This is a genomic window from Paraglaciecola sp. L1A13, from assembly GCF_009796745.1.
In the GTDB taxonomy this organism is placed as follows: Bacteria; Pseudomonadota; Gammaproteobacteria; order Enterobacterales; family Alteromonadaceae; genus Paraglaciecola.
Genome location: NZ_CP047024.1, coordinates 1,256,104 through 1,274,194, shown reverse-complemented (window position 1 = coordinate 1,274,194; position 18,091 = coordinate 1,256,104). Strand labels below are relative to the sequence as shown.

The following is an 18,091-nucleotide window of genomic DNA, read 5'->3' as shown; positions in this document are numbered from 1 at the left end:
AGCGCTGTCATTTGTTGTGATTAATAGCGTATATACATTTTTCTATTTTAGTGTAGCTGTCTCTAAAAATAGACGAGTTACTATCTAAATAGACCATTCCGTGTAAATCGTTCACCTTTACTGCTAAATCAGAAAGCCAAGGGCGATTGTTGGAAAGTTCGTAACTCTTGATTGCATTTCCCATTATCTCGGTACCTACTCGACTATTACGATTATTCATAACGTAAAAATTGGGATCCATCTCATTTTCACGGGATATAATTTTCTCGTAGACGTCTTTAAAATCACCTTCATTTGCAAAGTAACCCGTATTCGCATTGATAAAATCATAATGTTCGCCATAATTATGCCCTTTACGCATAATAACAGGTGTCCCACAGAACATTCCTTCGATAATAGCTCGATTGTTTCCCTCAAACTTCGACCATAATACGTTTACCCTGGATCTTTTTTGCAATTTGGATACTTCTTGAGGAGTAATCCATTCAAATATTTCTATATTTTTATCGATACCATTTAGGGCAGCAAGCTCAATGACTTGCTCCTTATTCATATCAACAGGATATCCAACTAAGGTAATATTCAGACTTGGTTTGCTTTTGACCAACGGAGCTATCGCTTTAAAAAAAGCACCATGGCGTTTAAACTTTGCCCAGGCAGCAACCATCAATACGTCAATATCTCGTTCGCCTGTAACAGGCGGTACAAAGTTATTATGATTGATAAACCAGCTAGGTCCCACTTCAATTGGAATAAGATTACTATCTAAACTTTCTATAAAGTTTTTATCTCGTTTCTCATAAACTTGAAGGAATATGGGAGCATTTACCAACGTGTAAGCTAGAATATTTTCTTCACAAAATCCCGCCCAACTTGGCTCTAAAATAATATTAAATGACTGGGCGACTTTTTCCACATCAAAAAAACGTAAAAACAATGGGAAGTAATAACTATAGTTAATTATTAGTGCACCTTTTTCATCACCATTAGGGTTTTTCAACACGGTAATAATGCCATCTAACATCGTTTCTGGATGCTTGAAAAATTTCTCCGTGTTATTTAAAAGAGGTAATTCATTGATGAATTTATCACTTACTTCCTTCCCTAGATGAGGATTCAGCTTAAAATAATATTGAGCGACTTGCACGCCCAGCTTATCGCTACCAGCCCACCCACTCCGATAGATATTGCTCGCGACTTTAAATGCTAAGCTGTGCTTATTTAGTTTTTGCAGTATGATAATCGCACCATGGCAAGCGACGACCAAAGGATACTTGAGATGATTATAATCGTACTTAATGAACTCAATAATACGGTTAAGCAACAAGTTAATCCTTAATTTTACATTCATTATCGATAAGTCCTAATATTAATGATAAGTCATCTTCAGTGCAGTATTATACTCTTTGAAATTACTGAAGATGGTATTTCTCTGGTGGTTAGATTTTCTTTAAACAAGACGAATATATCGTTTTCTCGAGTTATCGGTAGGTTTATGCGTTGAGCATGGGTACCTGCAACACTAGTGTTATTCCATATGATTTATAGTGGATTTGCTCAAAATACATTCATTAACATCTGCTTTTAATAACTCGAGCAGGATTTCCCGCCACAATAGAAAACGGTGGAATCTCAGAGATTACGACCGAGCCAGCTCCAACTACGCTATTAGCCCCGATATTCGCCATGATCATAGCACCGTTTCCAATCCAACAGTCTTCGCCAATGTTAATTTTTTCAAAGCTTCCTGATTGTTCTTTAATAGGTATGTTCAAATCATCGAAGTTATGCTGCCCTTTACCGCTCATTACATGGACACCACTTCCGATTAGAGTATGTTCTCCTATATGACATTTACCGATATTACATTGCGGCCCTATATAAACACCTTTGGCTATATCAGTGTCACGTTGTGAAAATAACACTAGAAATGAAACCACCGCATCTGGACTGCACGATGTCATTGTGAAACGATAGAACCCAGCACGCAAATAAACACCAATCTTACCAGGCAATAGGCTCAGCAATTGACTACAGCTAGTAAACACCGCATCTTTATTTAGGACTACACTGAGCATTAAAAAAATTAGCGTAACGGGAGAGATAAGCAGAGCACTTAAAATATAAAATAAGCGCTTAAAAAATTTTTTCATTAATTTCCTACTGAAGATGTTAAGAGGTCAACAATAGGACTTAGCTGCCCCTCCCACGAATACTGTTCTTCTATTAGACAAAGGGCTCTTTTTCCTATATCTGCTGCGAGGTTTTTATTTTCTGATAAGAAGGTTATTTTTTCGACGAAATCAGACGCGTCAGAAGCAATTAATACATCTTTTCCTGGAGTGCAATTAATGCCCTCAGCTCCCATCGGAGTTGATACGACAGGTAGTGCGCAAGAGAACGCTTGCAATACTTTATTTTGCACTCCACGCGCAAGTCTGAATGGTGCGATAAAAATGTCAGCGGAATGATAGTAAGGCAAAATATCATCCACAAAGCCGGTTACTTCTATACCTTGCATCATTTTCAAGGCTAGAACATCGTTACAGGGATTCATACCAGCAATAATAAAACGCGCTTCTGGATATTTCGCAGTAAAACTTTGCCAGCATTTATCGACAAACCATACAACAGCATCGACGTTAGGCTTGTAATCCATCACGCCAGTAAACAAAAGAATTGGGGCGTGATTGATTTTTTTAACTTTAGGTGGAAAAAAAACTTTCGTGTCTAATCCATTTCCTAGTACATGAATATTATTAGTATCGATAACGTTCTCTTTAAACAAGTCCACCTCTGCTTGCGCGATCAAATAACAAATGTCGAATCTGGTAGCGACGCTTCGCTCGAACTGTGACACAAGCTCATGTTCGCGGTTATATATCCAACTCATAGGAAAGTGACTACTACGTTTATATTGGGCCCACTTATCAGAATCTACGTCCATAAAATCCATAATTAGTAGAGGCTTTTTTACTTCAGATTTTAAAATATCACTTTGAAATATATATTCTGCCATTGATGATGCGCTGCAGATAATGGCATCGACTTCATGGCTCGATATAAAACTGTCGAGGGCAGTTTGCAATTGTTTGGTATGAAAATTAGCCACACTGAGAGATTGACCAGTGATTAATCCTGTTAGTAATCGAAGTGGTTTAGCACTCAAAGGGAAGGCTGAAACAGAACGACAGATACTGAGCTTCTTTAGGGAAGCGAAATGACGTAATTCTTCATCGTTTTCACAAGGAGAAAGTAAATGAATATCGTGGCCTAGAGATGCAAGGAATTTCACTTGGTTAAACGTTCGAATCTTTTCCCCTTTGTTTGGCGGGTAAGGAACTCGGTGAGACAATACAACGATATTCATTTTTTGGGGTCTAATTTCATGTTAAGGGTTATTACGTCAACTAAATTTTTTTTAGTTTCATTCGATGGGTTAAGTTCTCAAACAACGCAACCGATTATTAATTTCAAATATTGTCGCATAGTGAGTGATAAATCCCAAAAATTGGCCAACGTCCATTATCTGAAAACTAAAAAAATCAGCTGAAAATGTTTAAAAAATTAATCGTTTTCTGTGTGTACTTTATATACTCGTACGATGGGGGCATCTTCATACTGACTTTGCACTTTATCTTCCCGAGCAAAGACAACATAAAGTAACTTATCCTCATCACTATAATCAGCACCAATAATATATGGATTTGAATTAGATGTATCGAAAAAACCATATTGATAAGGCAGGATTTGATAAGGTTTTTTTGTACCTGATTTAACGGTTAAAAAATCAGCTACATCAAATAACCAAAAATAATTATAACTATCCCCTGCTTCCTTTGAGCAGGGGCCGCCACACTTCCTACCGTTACTTTGCGTGATTTTGTATCCTATACCCGAATTATGCCCTCCAGACTTACCTATAACAAAGTAGCTCGATGTTCCAGGAATAATAAAACCATAATGTGCGGCGGACAGTTCAGTCCAAAGCTTGTTCTTGAGGGATTCATTATATTGGTCCTCGACTATTGGATGTTTAATACTAAAATCCATTAAATCAGTTGTCAGAATCAATCCCGATTTTTCTTCGCTATTAAGTACCCCCCAAAAATGCGCAGTAAACGCACTTGGGCCAATACTCAGTCGAGAATTAATCGCTAATGTACTCGCATTACCAACAAGATATTCTGAATCCAACGCTTTCTGCCAAGTATTCGGAATGTGACTAATCCACCCAGCAGCATGGGCAGCCCCCTCTAACTGATAAAAACCGTCGATAGAAGAGTTTTTTAAATCGCCTGGCTTTCTGATTATTAATGTAGTATCCCTTACATTCGCATCCGCGTCATAGAATTCCATACCGTTTACGATTAATTGACCTTCAATCTCTTCCATACCAGTAACGCGATTAATTTTCTGCGGGTTACCAGAGCTAACTCTAGGGAAAATGGAAGAAAAAGGTTGTTTAAATTTTGCAATATTCCATTTTTTGATATCTTTTGATTTATTAATCTGCGGAATCTCAAATTCAGCGATAGCTTGATGTTGAGCATGTCCAATCATAAAGAAAGATTTTTTATGCGGGCGTAACGCGATTACTCCTTGAGAGTAGGCAATTCTAGACACACCTTTTGTGGTGAGCGGTAATCGAAAGCCTCCAAGATATTCTATCGAACTTGGTGTGTGTTCAAATAACGGTGGATTAACGAAATTTTCTGCGTAACAAGACCATGGGATAAGTACAATAGTACCTACCCATAACAAGGTATTTTTCAAGTTTATTATCAATACTTTCATTTGAGATTCATTTAGTGTCAAAATGAGCCAACTTTAACGATAGCCACTTGTATCATGAAGTCTAGTCGGAATGCCATGACAACCTTTATTTTATTAAAAGCAAATAATAAGTTAGGAAAAAAATGATCAGTGTTTTACTTTTTTTAAGCAGTTTTATCAGTACCTTTATACTGTCGTTTCGTCATGCTCCAATATTTGCTTTTGTATTGTATCAAATGATTTATTTCTTCAACCCCCAAAATCGATGGTGGGGTTCACTTGTACCGGATTTAGGCTATTCATTTTTTTCTGTAGCTTTTATGGCTGTTATTTTGCTCATTAACTGGCCAGAGGCGCAGAAAAATAAATTAACACAACTTCCTTCATTTCGCTGGTTGTACATTTTTGTTGCTATTTATAGCGCCGTCTATATTTGGTCTTCTTTTCCAAGTTATCATATTGACGCTTTAATTCCGTTAGTTAAATCAGCCATAATTATGAGCATTGCTTTTAAGTTGTGTAATAGCCCAAAAGCATTGGACTACATGCTGTACGGCTATGCTGCAGGTGCTGCTTATTTAGGCTACTACATATTTCAGGTAGGTAGAAATTCCGGTGACAGAGTCGAAGGTGTTGGCATGGTAGATTCGCCAGATGCTAATGGCGTCGCGGCAGCATTGGCCCCTGCTGCGGTAGTTTGCTTATTTTATTTTTGGCGCAACAACCTAATCAAACATAAGATCCCATTTATTATTGCGGGCGCTTTTATTGTGAATGCCCTAGCTTTGATTAATAGCCGCGGTGCGATGCTCGGTCTTGCGGCCGGCGGGGCTTATTTTATGTGGCGCCTATTTTTCGCCCCCATACAGCGTAAAAATCAGAAACTCACCGTTGTTTTAATCACATTTGCTGGGCTAGCGAGCCTAATTTATGTTGCCGATAAGAGTACCATTGAACGAATATATTCTATCTCCCAGGAATCTGAAGTAGATGAAACTCGCGAAACAGGTGCAACACGCATGGTTTTTTGGGTCGCGGCAATGGATATGGCCAAAGATCATCCTCTCGGTTTAGGTCGCGGAGGATTTGAGATGAATGCTCCTTTATATATTCCGAGTTATGTAAATACAGGGCGAAGCCGCAACCGAGCAGTTCACTCGTCATGGTTTGAAGCCCTTTCAGAAGCAGGATATTTGGGTTTATTTGCTTTAATAATGATCGTTATTTCAAGCTTCTTAATGACAAAAAAATGCAAGAAACTACTTACCGCACCAGAGCTTTTAGACGATTATTTCAAAGTGATTTGTATTGAGTCCATGCTTATAACCTTCGTTGTTACTATGAGCTTTCTCAACAGGATGCGTGCAGAAATTTTTGTTTGGTGCATTTTATTTGTCGCGTGCGCATACAATGTTTATTACCTACGTAAACTTCACTTAAACAGTGAGCACACCGAAAAACACGTTGAGGGTTAGTAATGAACTATAACTGGCTTAGTAATACGAGTAACGCATTCCAATTAGCAATCAGACAAACGCAAACTCAGCTGTTAAGTACTGATTCATCAACATCACTCTATGTAAAACATAGGTTTTTAAACCATTTATTTAAAAAGCTCGAAAGCGTCCGTCAACTTTTTTTGATTTTGATCTTAGTGGCGTTGCCATTTTTGGCATGTGCAGATAATTCTGAAAACCGCAGAGAAATTAACGTTTCAGATGTTCCTATGTTGTACAAAGCTTTACAAGCTGCAAATAAAAACGGCGAAGCACATATAAAACTTGCGCCGGGTATCTATCAATTGACGAAAACGCTGGTTATTTCAGCCCCTCATATTAGCTTTATTGGTGACTCAGCTAACCCAAAGAGTGTTCGGATCGTTGGTTTAGGGATGCGTTCTCGATCGCAGGTAGAAAATGTAATCAGTGTTACAGCAAAAAATTTTACGCTAGATGGAATCACACTTTCTGACGCAGGTAATCACCTAATTCAAATATCGGGCGAATATAATGCAGACTTTCCCACACTGAAAAACTGTATACTTCAAGACAGTTTTCAACAGCTGGTAAAAGTGTCCTCAAGTGAAAAATCTGATCACGCTAGTGATTACGGTATCATCGATAATTGTGAATTTAAATATACCCAAGGCATAGGACCGAACTATTACATAGGCGGAATTGACGCTCACGGGTCTCGTGGTTGGATGATCTCAAATAATGTATTCAGAGATATTGCTAGCCCTGATAACCGCCCAGCGGAGTTTGCGGTGCACTTTTGGAATGGTGCAAGCAACAATACCGTAGAAAATAACACTATTATCGACTGCGACCGGGGTATTGGCTTTGGTTTAAAAGGAAAGCCGGCTTCTGGTGGTGCAATCATCAATAATTTAATCGTGCATCAAGACAATGCGGATCCAAGCGCAGATGTCGGGATATTGTTAGAGCAATCACCAGACACACAAATATTAGATAACAGAATTTTTCTAGCCCATAACTATCCTAACGCAATAGAATACCGTTTTACCGACACCATCAACGCAGTGATCGTAGATAACATCACGAACAAGCCCATTCGAAAACGCGATGGTGCTACCGCTCTGTTAATTGATAATAAAAGGGTAAAAGAGGTGTCAAGTATACTCACCGCCGATGAACTTGCTTTGCTAGCATCGCTAAAATAAAATGGTTGTTTACTTCCCGTAAACCAAAAGCGGCTGCTTTAACCACTACAAACCTAATGGTCTACGAGGTATATTCTTTTTACTTGGGAAATATCTGATTAATTGACGAAAAGGTGTCAATTAACATCCGATGGAACAATTCTTTATCTTTTTCTAATGAGCTGTACTCGCTCTCCATCGAGATCATCACCAAGCCACTTCCAGCATGTTGTCCCAACATAATCTGATAAATTTCATAGAGCTTGGCGACGTTCTTATTAGTAAAAACAGTTCCGTCAATAACATACCAATACCCTAGTAACCGAACGTTCCGGGAATTTACAATTTGACTTACTTCAAACGTCAAATCGTTGGGCCCACTTGCAGAATATGTTGATTCTAAGGTCCAAGATTCTTCGAGGTACATACGGTTAGCGTAACTAACCAGTTCTCCATGTCCTTTTGGATACCAAACTGTATAAAGATCAATCTGTTTCGCTTCGAAATTAATGCTCGTTTGCTGCTTATCAAAGTAATCAACGAATTCTGGCTGCCAAGACGTTGATCCACCGTGGTTAGGTATGACTAGCTTATGCAGTTTCTGTGGGTTTGTTTCAGCAGATAATTGCCCTAGAATAATTTGATACCATCCTAACGACGCTAGCATTAGAACCGTGATAAAACCGCATGCTTTGATATAGTCACGATCAGACGTTTTGTTAGCAGGAACATATTGTGGATCAGAGACTAATTGAGATGACTTCTCACGTATTAACTCGCCTAATCCAATTAGACAGACAATAACTAAACTAAAGAAAACCCAACCATATATTAAATGATCTGCGCCTACGGCATGTTCCATATTAGTTAAATGTCCGGTCAAAATAATACCGAAAACACGTATCGCATTGGCAATAATAGGAAAGATAATCGAAATTAAGACAAAAACAGATCTACGAATACTGGATTGCATATTCATGTATGCATACAAGGAACCGATAACAATTGACGCAATAAAGAAGCTAATTCCCGAACATGCTTCAGCTACCAGGAAACGTCCTTCTGGAATTTCAATATACAACCCACTGCGATAAATAGGGACATTTACCCACTGCAACATCATAACAGAGAGATCGGCTGTTACTTCTTGTAAAACAGGGATAAGCTCTTCGCCGATGGGTATGCAAAAGAGGATGAAAAACAAAGGGAATAAAATCTTTTTTGCTTGTTCATTGCCCAACAGAAACCACACGCTAAACGGCAGGAAGGTAAAAGTGGCGACGTGCATAAATAATTGTACACCACCTGATAAACCTAAGGCATAAAGCCCACAACTAGCTATACAGAGTATTAATACCCAATAGTTAGGTTCAACGGCTGATAATGCGAGCTGGTCTCGCTTCAAATATATAAAATATACGCTGGCAGGAATAACAAAAAGGCAATGATTAAAAGTGTCTGTAATGATCCATATATCGACAGCGGTGGTGATACCCTGCCAAAATAAAACAACCCATAAAACTATGATGGTAAATAAAGACACAATGCCATTTGTCGAATGCCGTGTATTAACACCGCTGTCTTGAACATCATTCATTGGAAAGACTCATTTATTATCCAATACACTCGTTATTTAGGCGAAATATTGTAAACATCTTTCATGGTTCCCCATGAAAAATCACTAAGCAAACGTTCAAGCTTGCCTTCGGTTTTATTCAGGTTGACGTAATGTCGGAATCTAGACTTCAGAGGGGCATTTGTCATCCGTGGTTGGTCGGCGTCAATCTCCCATGGATGGAAGTAGAATGAATAAGGTTGTTTTTCCCTTTTCAAATATTTACTTATCAACGTTTTTGTCAACGTATAGGGATATAAGCGGAAATAGCCACCACCGCCAATAGGTGTTTGCTTGCCCATTACTTTTAATGTTGGGATAGGAATTTCAATAATACCTTCTTTACGCTTGTACGCAAAACGCGGCCAGTCAGGCGTCCCATATAGGTCATGCTTGACTGGATAAGTGCTAGAACTGTATTGAAAACCCAACTCCGCCAACACTTCAAATGCCCATTCATTGTTGTATCCAATAGAAAAGCTTGGCGCACGATAACCTGTCAACGACTCACCTAGTAAGTCTTCTAAATGATTTTTAGAACGGGTAACGTCTGCGGTAAACTGTTCCCGAGTTTGCTCTGTAGCTCGTCGATGTGCATAACCATGACTTGCGATCTCGTGACCTTGAGCATGGATGTCTTTAATTAATTCAGGGTAACGTTCCGCTACCCAACCTAATACAAAAAATGTTGATTTCACATCGTGTTTGGCAAATAAATCAAGCAACTTACGGGTATTGGTATCCACTCTAGGCTGATAATCTTTCCACTGCTCTGGCGTAATAATTGATTCAAAGGCAGATACATGAAAAAAATCTTCTACATCTACTGTCATCGCGTTTAGCACGTTCCCGGACATCCCTATCTCCCCTTACCAAATAACACGACTTCGACCGTACGAATCAAAATAAGAATATCTAACATCAAGCTCTGATGTTTAACGTAATATAAATCGAACTTCAATTTCTCCATAGAGTCTTCGACACTTGCGCCGTAGGGATAATTAAGTTGTGCCCAACCAGCTAAACCAGGCTTGACGTTGTGTCTTTGATTGTAATACGGGATTTCACGAATAAGTTGCTCAACGAATTGAGGGCGCTCTGGGCGTGGACCAATAAAAGACATTTCTCCACGAAAAACATTAAGAATCTGAGGCAGTTCATCGATACGATATTTACGAATAAACTGACCGACTCTGGTTACGCGGTTATCATTAGTTGTCGCCCACTTGGCTCCGTCTTTTTCTGCATCAGGACGCATACTTCGGAATTTAATAATATTAAACAATTTACCATTTAGACCAACACGTTCCTGCTTATAAAATACCGAAGCTTTTTGCCCACTGTTGTCTTCGAAATAAATAATAATTGCCGTAAGCAGCATAAAAGGCCAAGCAAGCATCAATACCAAGAAGGCTAAAACACTGTTCATACCATAATCTAACGCGTCGCGAAGATAGTTTTGCGAATTAAAACCGTTAGAATAAATTACCCAACTTGGATACATAAGGTTAACTACAATCTGACCAGTCTCTCGCTCCATAAAATCAAGCAAGTCAGTCACTTCGACGCCACGCAAGCGACAGTCGAACAAAATCTCTACAGGCAAGGTTCCGCGCCTTTGATCACAGGCAATAACGACTTCATCAATATCATTATCTGCAATAAAATTTCGAAAGTTTTCATCAACTTTCACGTGAACTAATTTTTCGTTTTGTATTCCCTCTTCTCGATTATCACCAGGAATAGGAATAAATCCGACCAATTCGAAGCCGAAACGATCGACTTCTCTACGCATGCGCTTCTCTATAATAGACGCCCGTTCACCAGCCCCAATAACGACTATTTTGGTTTGTCCTAAACCAAGAAGACCCAGACGATTGATGAAGTAGCGAAAAATAACTAATGCTACGATACATAGACCCGCGGCGATGGGCAAAAAGTACTGATGTAAATCGATATAGGTTAATACGGTATTACCCAGTATCTCCATAACGAAGTATCCCAGCGCGACACTGACAAAGATACGCCTGATAATACCTCGGAATGTTTCACGTAACTTAGATTCATACAGCCCGACAGACAAAGCGGATACAATAACTAAAAATGTGAACAAACCTATATAAAGTGATACGTCACCCACACTAGGCGTAGCAGACGAAGTAATATCGCTCACGATGCCCAAGGTTAGATATAAAATATACGCTACGACTGATGCTTCTAATATCATCAATATGTTTGAGCGCCGAACTTCCTTTCGATTAACAAAACTCATTAATCTTTTACCTCTATTTGTAAAGACTTAATCATTTACTATTTCTCAAATTTGTAAATGCAGCTGAGACGAACTAACTTTTTATTATTGTTCATTATTTTATGTTTTGAAATAAGTCTAAACCTTGTTACATTGACGTTCGATGAGTTCAACACACGGAGCTACAATTTACATGAAGACTAACAAAATAGCATTCTTCAATTTACTATTTCTATCAATTTTAACCACAGCGGGATGCTCAAGCAATAACACTAGCCTCCCTCATGCATCAACATACCCGTCTTTAACCACTTCGGTCGACAACTATCAATATTTGATTGGCCCTGGCGATACATTGTCTATATTTGTTTGGCGCAACCCTGATATATCAGGGACATTTATCGTCCGTCCTGATGGAAAAGTCACTACTTCCCTAGTAGAAGACATCGAAGTCACCGGGAAAACCCCGTCAGTTTTAGCTCGTGAGCTTGAAGAGTCGCTAGGTAAGTTTATTAATAGCCCGCGCGTGACGGTTAGTGTAACAGGCTTCGCTGGTCCATTAAGCGAACGCGTAAGGGTCATCGGAGAAGCGACTAATCCAAGCACCATAAATTATACCCAACATATGACATTATTAGATTTAATGATTTCTGTCGGTGGTTTAACGAGTTTTGCAGCGGGTGATAGTGCTAAACTGGTACGCACAATTGATGGTCAGCAGAAGACATTTGCCATCAAAATTGACTCCCTTATTCGTGACGGAGACATAGCACAAAATATCGATATTTTACCTGGCGACATTATTATTATTCCTGAAGCTTGGTTTTAGTCGATATATATATACGGACATTTAAATGCAAGATTTACACAAAACGATTGAGCTTTTGCTTGATTACCTAAGAGGTGTTTGGGTAAAAAAGCGCTACGTTATGATTTGCACTTGGCTAATTTGCCCGCTTGGTTTTGCCTACGTGGCATCAATGCCAGATACTTACCAGTCTCAAGCGCGGGTTTACGTGGATACTCGTTCTGTTTTACAGCCGTTGTTGCACGGCTTAGCCATACAAACTAATCCACAACAAGAAATTTCAATGATGGTGAAGACATTACTGAGTCGACCCAATCTTGAAATTATTGCGCGGGAGTCAGATCTGGACGTTACAGCTCTCACCCCTGAAGATTATGAGAATATGATCTCGCAATTGACTAATAATATTAGGCTGCGCTCAGCTGGACGAGATAATCTTTATACGATTTCTTATTCAAATAGTGACCCGCAAATGGCGAGAACTGTTGTCCAGGAGACCTTGGATTTATTCGTTGAAGGCGCCCTAGGTAGCTCTAGAAAAGACTCTGACTCGGCGAGTCGCTTTATCGAGGAGCAGATAACCGATTATGAAAACCGTCTTTCCTCTGCTGAGCAAAGGGTTGCAGACTTTCAAAGAAAGTATGCGTCGCTATTGCCAGATAAAGGCAGTTTTCATGAAAATTATACTGATTTGAGAAGTCAATTAGAGCAAACTGAATTGACCATCAAAGAGACTGAGCAACAGATCAAAGCCCTCTCTGGTGAACTACGAGGTCAAAATTCGCAAATCGATAGCTTTGCAGTTAAACCATCAAACTCGGATGCAATTCTGACAACTCGCTATGACGCCCGCATAAAAAGTATTGAAGAAAGACTCGATGAATTATCCCTTAAATATACCGACTTACACCCTGATGTGATTGAGGCCAATAATTTGCTTGAATCTTTACAAAAATCACGACAGGAAGAAATCGATGACTATTTATCGAATGTTTCAAGTGATGACCCAAGTAGCTCGTTAGGTGCGTTATCTACTGAAATTCGTATAGAAATATCTCGCTTGCAAAGCCTAATTGCATCGCTGGATGTTAGAAAAGATAACTACAAAACCAAAATTGAAGACTTAAAGCAAAAAATTGATTTGGTGCCGCAAGTTGAAGCTGAATTTACCGCTCTGAATCGTGATTACGGTATTACTAAACGCAAATACGAAGAGCTGTTGTCACGAAGAGAATCTGCGGATTTAGCACAAAAAGCAGACGTATCCTCTGAAGATGTACAGTTCAGAGTTATCGACCCTCCTCTAGCACCTTTAGCGCCAACAGGACCAAATCGTCTAATTGGATATACCGCAGTGGTTTTCATTGGTTTTGCTGCCGGTTTAGCAGTCGCATTTTTGATCAGTCAACTTAACCCTATACTCATTCGAGGGCGTCAATTAACGGCTTTAACGTCTTACCCTGTGTTAGGGGTCGTCTCTCATCTTAATGTAAAAGAGATCCGTAAGGCAAATAGGACGCGTATTCTTGTATTTGCTTTTTCGTCGGGTCTCATTCTATTAATGTATGGTGTCTTGGCAGCCACTGAAATCCTGCAAATTGACTTGTTATCGAGGATATTGGCATGAATACAATCGAACGTGCACTCTCCAAACAGGAGAAAAACAAACAATCACAAGCAGAGCAAGATGCTGGTGCTCAAAAAGCTACCAATAAAACGCTCGATGCTCAACAAAAAGATAACGGAGTTTCAGAGTCAGCTGGCTCACAAAACTCTCTGCAGGTCCCATCGAGTATCGAAATCGATTTAGCACGAATGGAGGAGAAAGGCTTTGTATCAACTAGCAATAAACGCAGATTGATTAATGAAGAATATCGAGCCATAAAACGCAAAATTATCGACAATGCTTTCGGTCCCCTTTCTAAATCTCTTAACAATAGCAACATCATTATGGTGACGAGTTCACGCCCGGGAGAAGGGAAAACCTTTACCGCCGTTAACTTGGCACTCAGTATTGCTTTAGAACAAGATAAAACCGTGCTATTGGTTGATGCGGATGTTTTAAGACCAAACGTTATGCGCACCTTAGAATTGCAAAATCAGCAAGGATTGATGGAATATTTGCTAGGCGAAAAAACGGACATAGCTGAAGTGATGTGCCAAACCAACGTACCCAATCTGCGCATAATTCCTGCGGGGAAATCTCATCACTTGTCCACCGAACTTCTTGCCAGTGAAAGAATGTATGATGCAGTTCAAGAGTTCGCTAATCGTTATCCAGACAGACTTGTTATTGTCGATACTCCGCCATTACTCGGTATCAACGAAACAGCCATTTTAGCCAATCTGGCTGGTCAGGCCATTGTTGTTGCCGAAGAAGCAGCAACTAAAATAGCCGATATTCAAGAAGCGGTCAGTCATTTGAACCCAGAAATGGCCATTGGATTCGTGGTTAATAAAGGGCAAAAAGTTAATCGTAAAGGAACGGGCTACGGTTATTACTACGCAGGAGCTAATTAGTGGCATTTAATACGGCACCATCAGCACGAAATAAATTATTAATCGCAGTAGCAATCGCTTGTGGTAGTTCTAGTTCTGCACGTGCTGGTGACTTGCAAATTGCCCCTTCAATTACGACTTCTGGATATTACTATAGTACAGATATAGGGCAGAACTCTGGCGAGAATACTGAAGCTATCTCGATACAGCCGAAACTGGTAACAGTTTACAGTAGCCGCAAGGCATCAGCAGCCCTTGTGCTAAATAATACCACGGTTGAGCAAAACAGTGATTTAGCCGATTCCGATAAAAGCTTTACTGAAATGAGTTATAACTCTTCATTACAAATTATTGAAAAAGTACTCACATTATCAGTTAACGGCGATCGTAGTTATCGCTCGATAGACTCTACCGAGGGACTAGTTGCAGATAAAATTTTGTCCAGTGGCGAGTTAACTAAGACCACAAGTGATGCAATTCAATTAAGCTTTATGATACCTAACCCGAAAACCATAGGCTTGTCGCTACAAAGCGGTTTTTCAAAGACCAGTTCCGACGAGACACTTACCAGCACTAACGGCATTGATGGAGAAAACACGTTTATTAATGCTCAGTTGTACCAAGGCAGAGACTTTAGAGGCTTCACTTTTCTTTTAGGAACACAGTACTACGACACCAAACGGGAAACTGTTCAGGACTTTTCGTCTACTCTATCAAATGCCCGTATTGGTATTGATATCGCACAGGATATTTCATTCGTGCTCGTGGGCTCAGATAGTGAATACGGATTAGATGAAAGTGGCTTCAGTGCACAACGCCAAAACTTGGATACCACCAGTTACGGTGCTGGCTTTGTATGGCAACCTCATGATGAAAATAGCATAGAGATTACCTATAACGAACTAGAACAAGGGGATACTTCAACCCGCTATATAGGGATAAATACTCAATGGGCGTTCTCTAGTCGTACTGCGATGCAGTTTTCATATGGAAAACGTTTTTACGGTGATGCGTACTCTTTCAACTTAGATTATAAATTAAAATCCTTTAGCACCTCGGCAACATACAACGAAGATGTAACCTCATATTCTCGTTTAAGCGTTACTGAGGGCTCTAGCAGCTTATTTGTATGCCCGATTGGCTCTACGGAATTTGCGGACTGTTTTCAGCCCTCTTCGTCGGGTTATGTCCTGCTCGCTGGAGAAGAGTATAGAAGCTTAAATAGCTTCACTACTGATATAACAGACGAAACGCTATTTCGTAAATCAGGTCGTATTAACTTCGGTTACGATAAAAATAAACTCAAAGCAGCATTTAGCTTAAGCTACAATACAACTGAGTATTTAGAATCTAATCGTGAGCAGACAACCAACTCAGCATCCCTATCACTCTCTTATCAATTAGGGCGACGTAATACAGTAGGTTTATCATCAAGTTATTCAACAAATGATTACAGTGATTCAGATCGCGTTAGTGACGTATTAAATCTTACCGCAAGCTTCAATCGCGACTTAAGTCGTCAACTTAGTATGGATGTATCTGCGCGCTACGTTAAGCGCGAAACTGAAAGCGATGCGCGTGATTTAACAGATTCTCGCTTAACGGTAAATTTTGAATACCAATTCTAATTAACGTTCAATCCCTTTTTCGTCACGCTCGAAAAGGGATTGCAACTCTGATTTCCCCTTCTCGTTTATATCAATCATTTGCTGTAAATTTAAGTTTTTAATCGCACTTATCTCCACCAACTTACTGTCATGTTTTGCAAAAACGTCAACAGTTCTCTTTGCCTTCTCTAGATCGAACCCATAAGCCTTCAAAAGTAACTCTGCGGCGTCCAGTCCAGCTGGAAAGACCTCTCGTACATAAGTGTTCACACCAATCCTTGCATAATTCATTACGCTCGTTCGATTACGTGCTCGAGCAATAATTTTAATATCCGGAAAATGCTCGCGTACCAAGTATGCAATTTTTAAAGCTTCTTGGTCGTTATCAATCGCAATAAGTATTATTTTTACTTTGCTTATACCTGCCGTGCGCAATAAATCTAGCCGACTTGCATCACCATAAAATACCTTGCTGCCAAATTTCTTTAGAAATTCAATTTGATCAGGATCTTTATCCAATGCAATAAATGGGATCTTGTTTGCTGTTAATATACGGGCTGACACTTGCCCAAAACGACCCAGCCCGGCAATCAATACTTGAGGTTCTTTTTCATTAGGCTCTGAATCATAAACTGCGGGGCAATTTCTACTGTTAAACCAAATACTGTGCAGAATTACCAGCGGTGACGTCAACGCCATAGAGATTCCGACAATAAGGGTAACTTGCTGTGATATTAGGGTTTCAATTACCCCTGCCCCCACGGCTTGAGACATAACAACAAAAGCAAATTCACCGCCTTGAGACAACATTAAGCCAATGCGCACTGAATCAGTAACATTTTGCTTGGCTAATCGAAGTATGGTGTAAATAATCAATCCTTTAACTATAACGAGTACCAGACTAGCCCCGAGAATAAACAGTGGCTCGGAAACCAACAGATCCAAATTTAAATTCATCCCAATCGCGATGAAAAACAACCCTAGGAATAGCCCTTTAAAAGGTCCAACTTCCATTTCTAACTGATGTTTAAAACTTGAATTAGCGAGAAGAATACCTGCAACAAACGCCCCCATCCCCATAGACAAACCGGCCTCCTGCATACCTAATCCGGTTGCAATAACGATAAGTAATGCAGAAGCGGTCATAACCTCGGCGTTTCCATAGTGGGATATCAAGCTAAGAAACGGATTAATCAAGAAACGGCCGACAACGAGCACTATGCACAATGCCAACACGCTCACCCACCAAGCTGGGCCTACAGCAACCTCTCCGGTAGATAAACTCTCGACCAATAGTAAAATGGGAATAACCGCAACATCTTGCATCAATAATATTGAGAAGCCTTGCTTGCCAGGCGGTGTTTTTAGCACTTTATGCTCTTCCATCAATTGCACCGCAAATGCAGTGGAAGAGAGTGCGACAGATACTCCGACTATTAATGCTGTAGCCGGAGATAATGACAATATCCAAAAGCTCATCAGACCTATGAATAAGGAGCTAAATATTAATTGAGATCCACCGGTCAACATGATTTTTTTGCGCATATTCCACAGTTGTTTAGGATCAAGCTCCAATCCAATAATAAACAATAAAAATACAACACCAAGCTCAGCAACATGCAATATAGTTTCAGCGTCGTTGATCCAATCCATTACAGATGGGCCAATCACAACCCCTGCGACTAAATAACCAAGAATTGCGCCAAGTTTTAACTTTCGAAATATGGGAACAGCCACTACAGCGGCTAACAAAAACACAAACGCGGAGCCCAGTAAACTCATCACCCTTTCCTCAAATCTATCAATACATAGATCATACCAGAGCCCAAGCTCATTACATATTAGCGTCGTAAACAGTTATCTCGTAAACGAG

Annotated in this window: 14 protein-coding genes; 6 read left to right on the top strand and 8 right to left on the bottom strand. The window is 39.7% G+C overall.

Annotated features, from left to right (window positions below; all coding sequences use genetic code 11):
- Positions 1-7: 7 nt before the first annotated feature.
- The 4 genes from GQR89_RS05245 to GQR89_RS05230 all read right to left on the bottom strand — a co-directional run bounded on the left by GQR89_RS05245 (position 8) and on the right by GQR89_RS05230 (position 4,797).
- Positions 8-1,351, bottom strand: a complete 1,344-nt coding sequence (locus GQR89_RS05245) for a glycosyltransferase (protein ID WP_158769084.1) — start codon at positions 1,349-1,351, stop codon at positions 8-10.
- Positions 1,352-1,571: 220 nt separating this feature from the next.
- Positions 1,572-2,153 (bottom strand): acyltransferase, encoded by a 582-nt coding sequence (locus GQR89_RS05240; protein ID WP_158769083.1) that lies wholly within the window; start codon positions 2,151-2,153, stop codon positions 1,572-1,574.
- Entirely contained in the window at positions 2,153-3,370 is a 1,218-nt protein-coding gene (locus GQR89_RS05235) for a TIGR03087 family PEP-CTERM/XrtA system glycosyltransferase (RefSeq protein WP_158769082.1), read from the bottom strand. Before GQR89_RS05235 ends, GQR89_RS05240 begins: the two co-directional genes overlap by 1 nt.
- A gap of 197 nt (positions 3,371-3,567) precedes the next feature.
- Positions 3,568-4,797 carry a hypothetical protein gene (locus GQR89_RS05230; RefSeq protein WP_158769081.1) on the bottom strand — a complete coding sequence of 410 codons (1,230 nt, stop codon included), beginning with the start codon at positions 4,795-4,797 and terminating at the stop codon, positions 3,568-3,570.
- 122 nt (positions 4,798-4,919) lie between these two features.
- On the opposite strand from GQR89_RS05230, the gene GQR89_RS05225 reads away from it, so the two are divergent.
- Both GQR89_RS05225 and GQR89_RS05220 read left to right on the top strand, forming a co-directional pair.
- Positions 4,920-6,251 carry an O-antigen ligase gene (locus tag GQR89_RS05225; protein ID WP_158769080.1) on the top strand — a complete coding sequence of 444 codons (1,332 nt, stop codon included), beginning with the start codon at positions 4,920-4,922 and terminating at the stop codon, positions 6,249-6,251.
- Between the two features lie 2 nt (positions 6,252-6,253).
- A complete protein-coding gene (locus GQR89_RS05220; RefSeq protein ID WP_158769079.1) occupies positions 6,254-7,459 on the top strand; it encodes a right-handed parallel beta-helix repeat-containing protein in 1,206 nt (401 codons plus the stop codon).
- 79 nt (positions 7,460-7,538) lie between these two features.
- On the opposite strand, the gene xrtA is transcribed toward GQR89_RS05220, so the two are convergent.
- The 3 genes from xrtA to GQR89_RS05205 are packed head-to-tail and all read right to left on the bottom strand — an operon-like array spanning position 7,539 to position 11,325.
- Positions 7,539-9,035, bottom strand: coding sequence for an exosortase A (gene xrtA / locus GQR89_RS05215; RefSeq protein ID WP_158769078.1), 1,497 nt, complete (start codon positions 9,033-9,035; stop codon positions 7,539-7,541).
- Between the two features lie 32 nt (positions 9,036-9,067).
- Positions 9,068-9,910: an XrtA system polysaccharide deacetylase gene (locus GQR89_RS05210; protein ID WP_158769077.1), complete on the bottom strand. Its 843-nt coding sequence runs from the start codon at positions 9,908-9,910 to the stop codon at positions 9,068-9,070.
- A 2-nt stretch (positions 9,911-9,912) separates the two neighbouring features.
- Positions 9,913-11,325, bottom strand: a complete 1,413-nt coding sequence (locus GQR89_RS05205; protein ID WP_158769076.1) for a TIGR03013 family XrtA/PEP-CTERM system glycosyltransferase — start codon at positions 11,323-11,325, stop codon at positions 9,913-9,915.
- 172 nt (positions 11,326-11,497) lie between these two features.
- Here GQR89_RS05205 and GQR89_RS05200 point away from each other — a divergent pair, with 172 nt between their 5' ends.
- From GQR89_RS05200 to GQR89_RS05185, 4 genes are read left to right on the top strand one after another with little or no spacing between them, the layout of a single operon-like run.
- Positions 11,498-12,133, top strand: coding sequence for an XrtA/PEP-CTERM system exopolysaccharide export protein (locus tag GQR89_RS05200; protein WP_158769075.1), 636 nt, complete (start codon positions 11,498-11,500; stop codon positions 12,131-12,133).
- 25 nt (positions 12,134-12,158) lie between these two features.
- Positions 12,159-13,739 carry an XrtA system polysaccharide chain length determinant gene (locus tag GQR89_RS05195; protein WP_158769074.1) on the top strand — a complete coding sequence of 527 codons (1,581 nt, stop codon included), beginning with the start codon at positions 12,159-12,161 and terminating at the stop codon, positions 13,737-13,739.
- Positions 13,736-14,632 (top strand): XrtA-associated tyrosine autokinase, encoded by an 897-nt coding sequence (locus tag GQR89_RS05190; protein ID WP_158769073.1) that lies wholly within the window; start codon positions 13,736-13,738, stop codon positions 14,630-14,632. The genes GQR89_RS05195 and GQR89_RS05190 overlap by 4 nt, the downstream gene beginning before the upstream one ends.
- A complete protein-coding gene (locus tag GQR89_RS05185; protein ID WP_158769072.1) occupies positions 14,632-16,239 on the top strand; it encodes a hypothetical protein in 1,608 nt (535 codons plus the stop codon). The genes GQR89_RS05190 and GQR89_RS05185 overlap by 1 nt, the downstream gene beginning before the upstream one ends.
- Here the strand turns inward: GQR89_RS05185 and GQR89_RS05180 are convergent, their stop codons facing one another.
- A complete protein-coding gene (locus GQR89_RS05180; RefSeq protein WP_158769071.1) occupies positions 16,240-18,000 on the bottom strand; it encodes a monovalent cation:proton antiporter-2 (CPA2) family protein in 1,761 nt (586 codons plus the stop codon).
- Positions 18,001-18,091 lie beyond the last annotated feature (91 nt).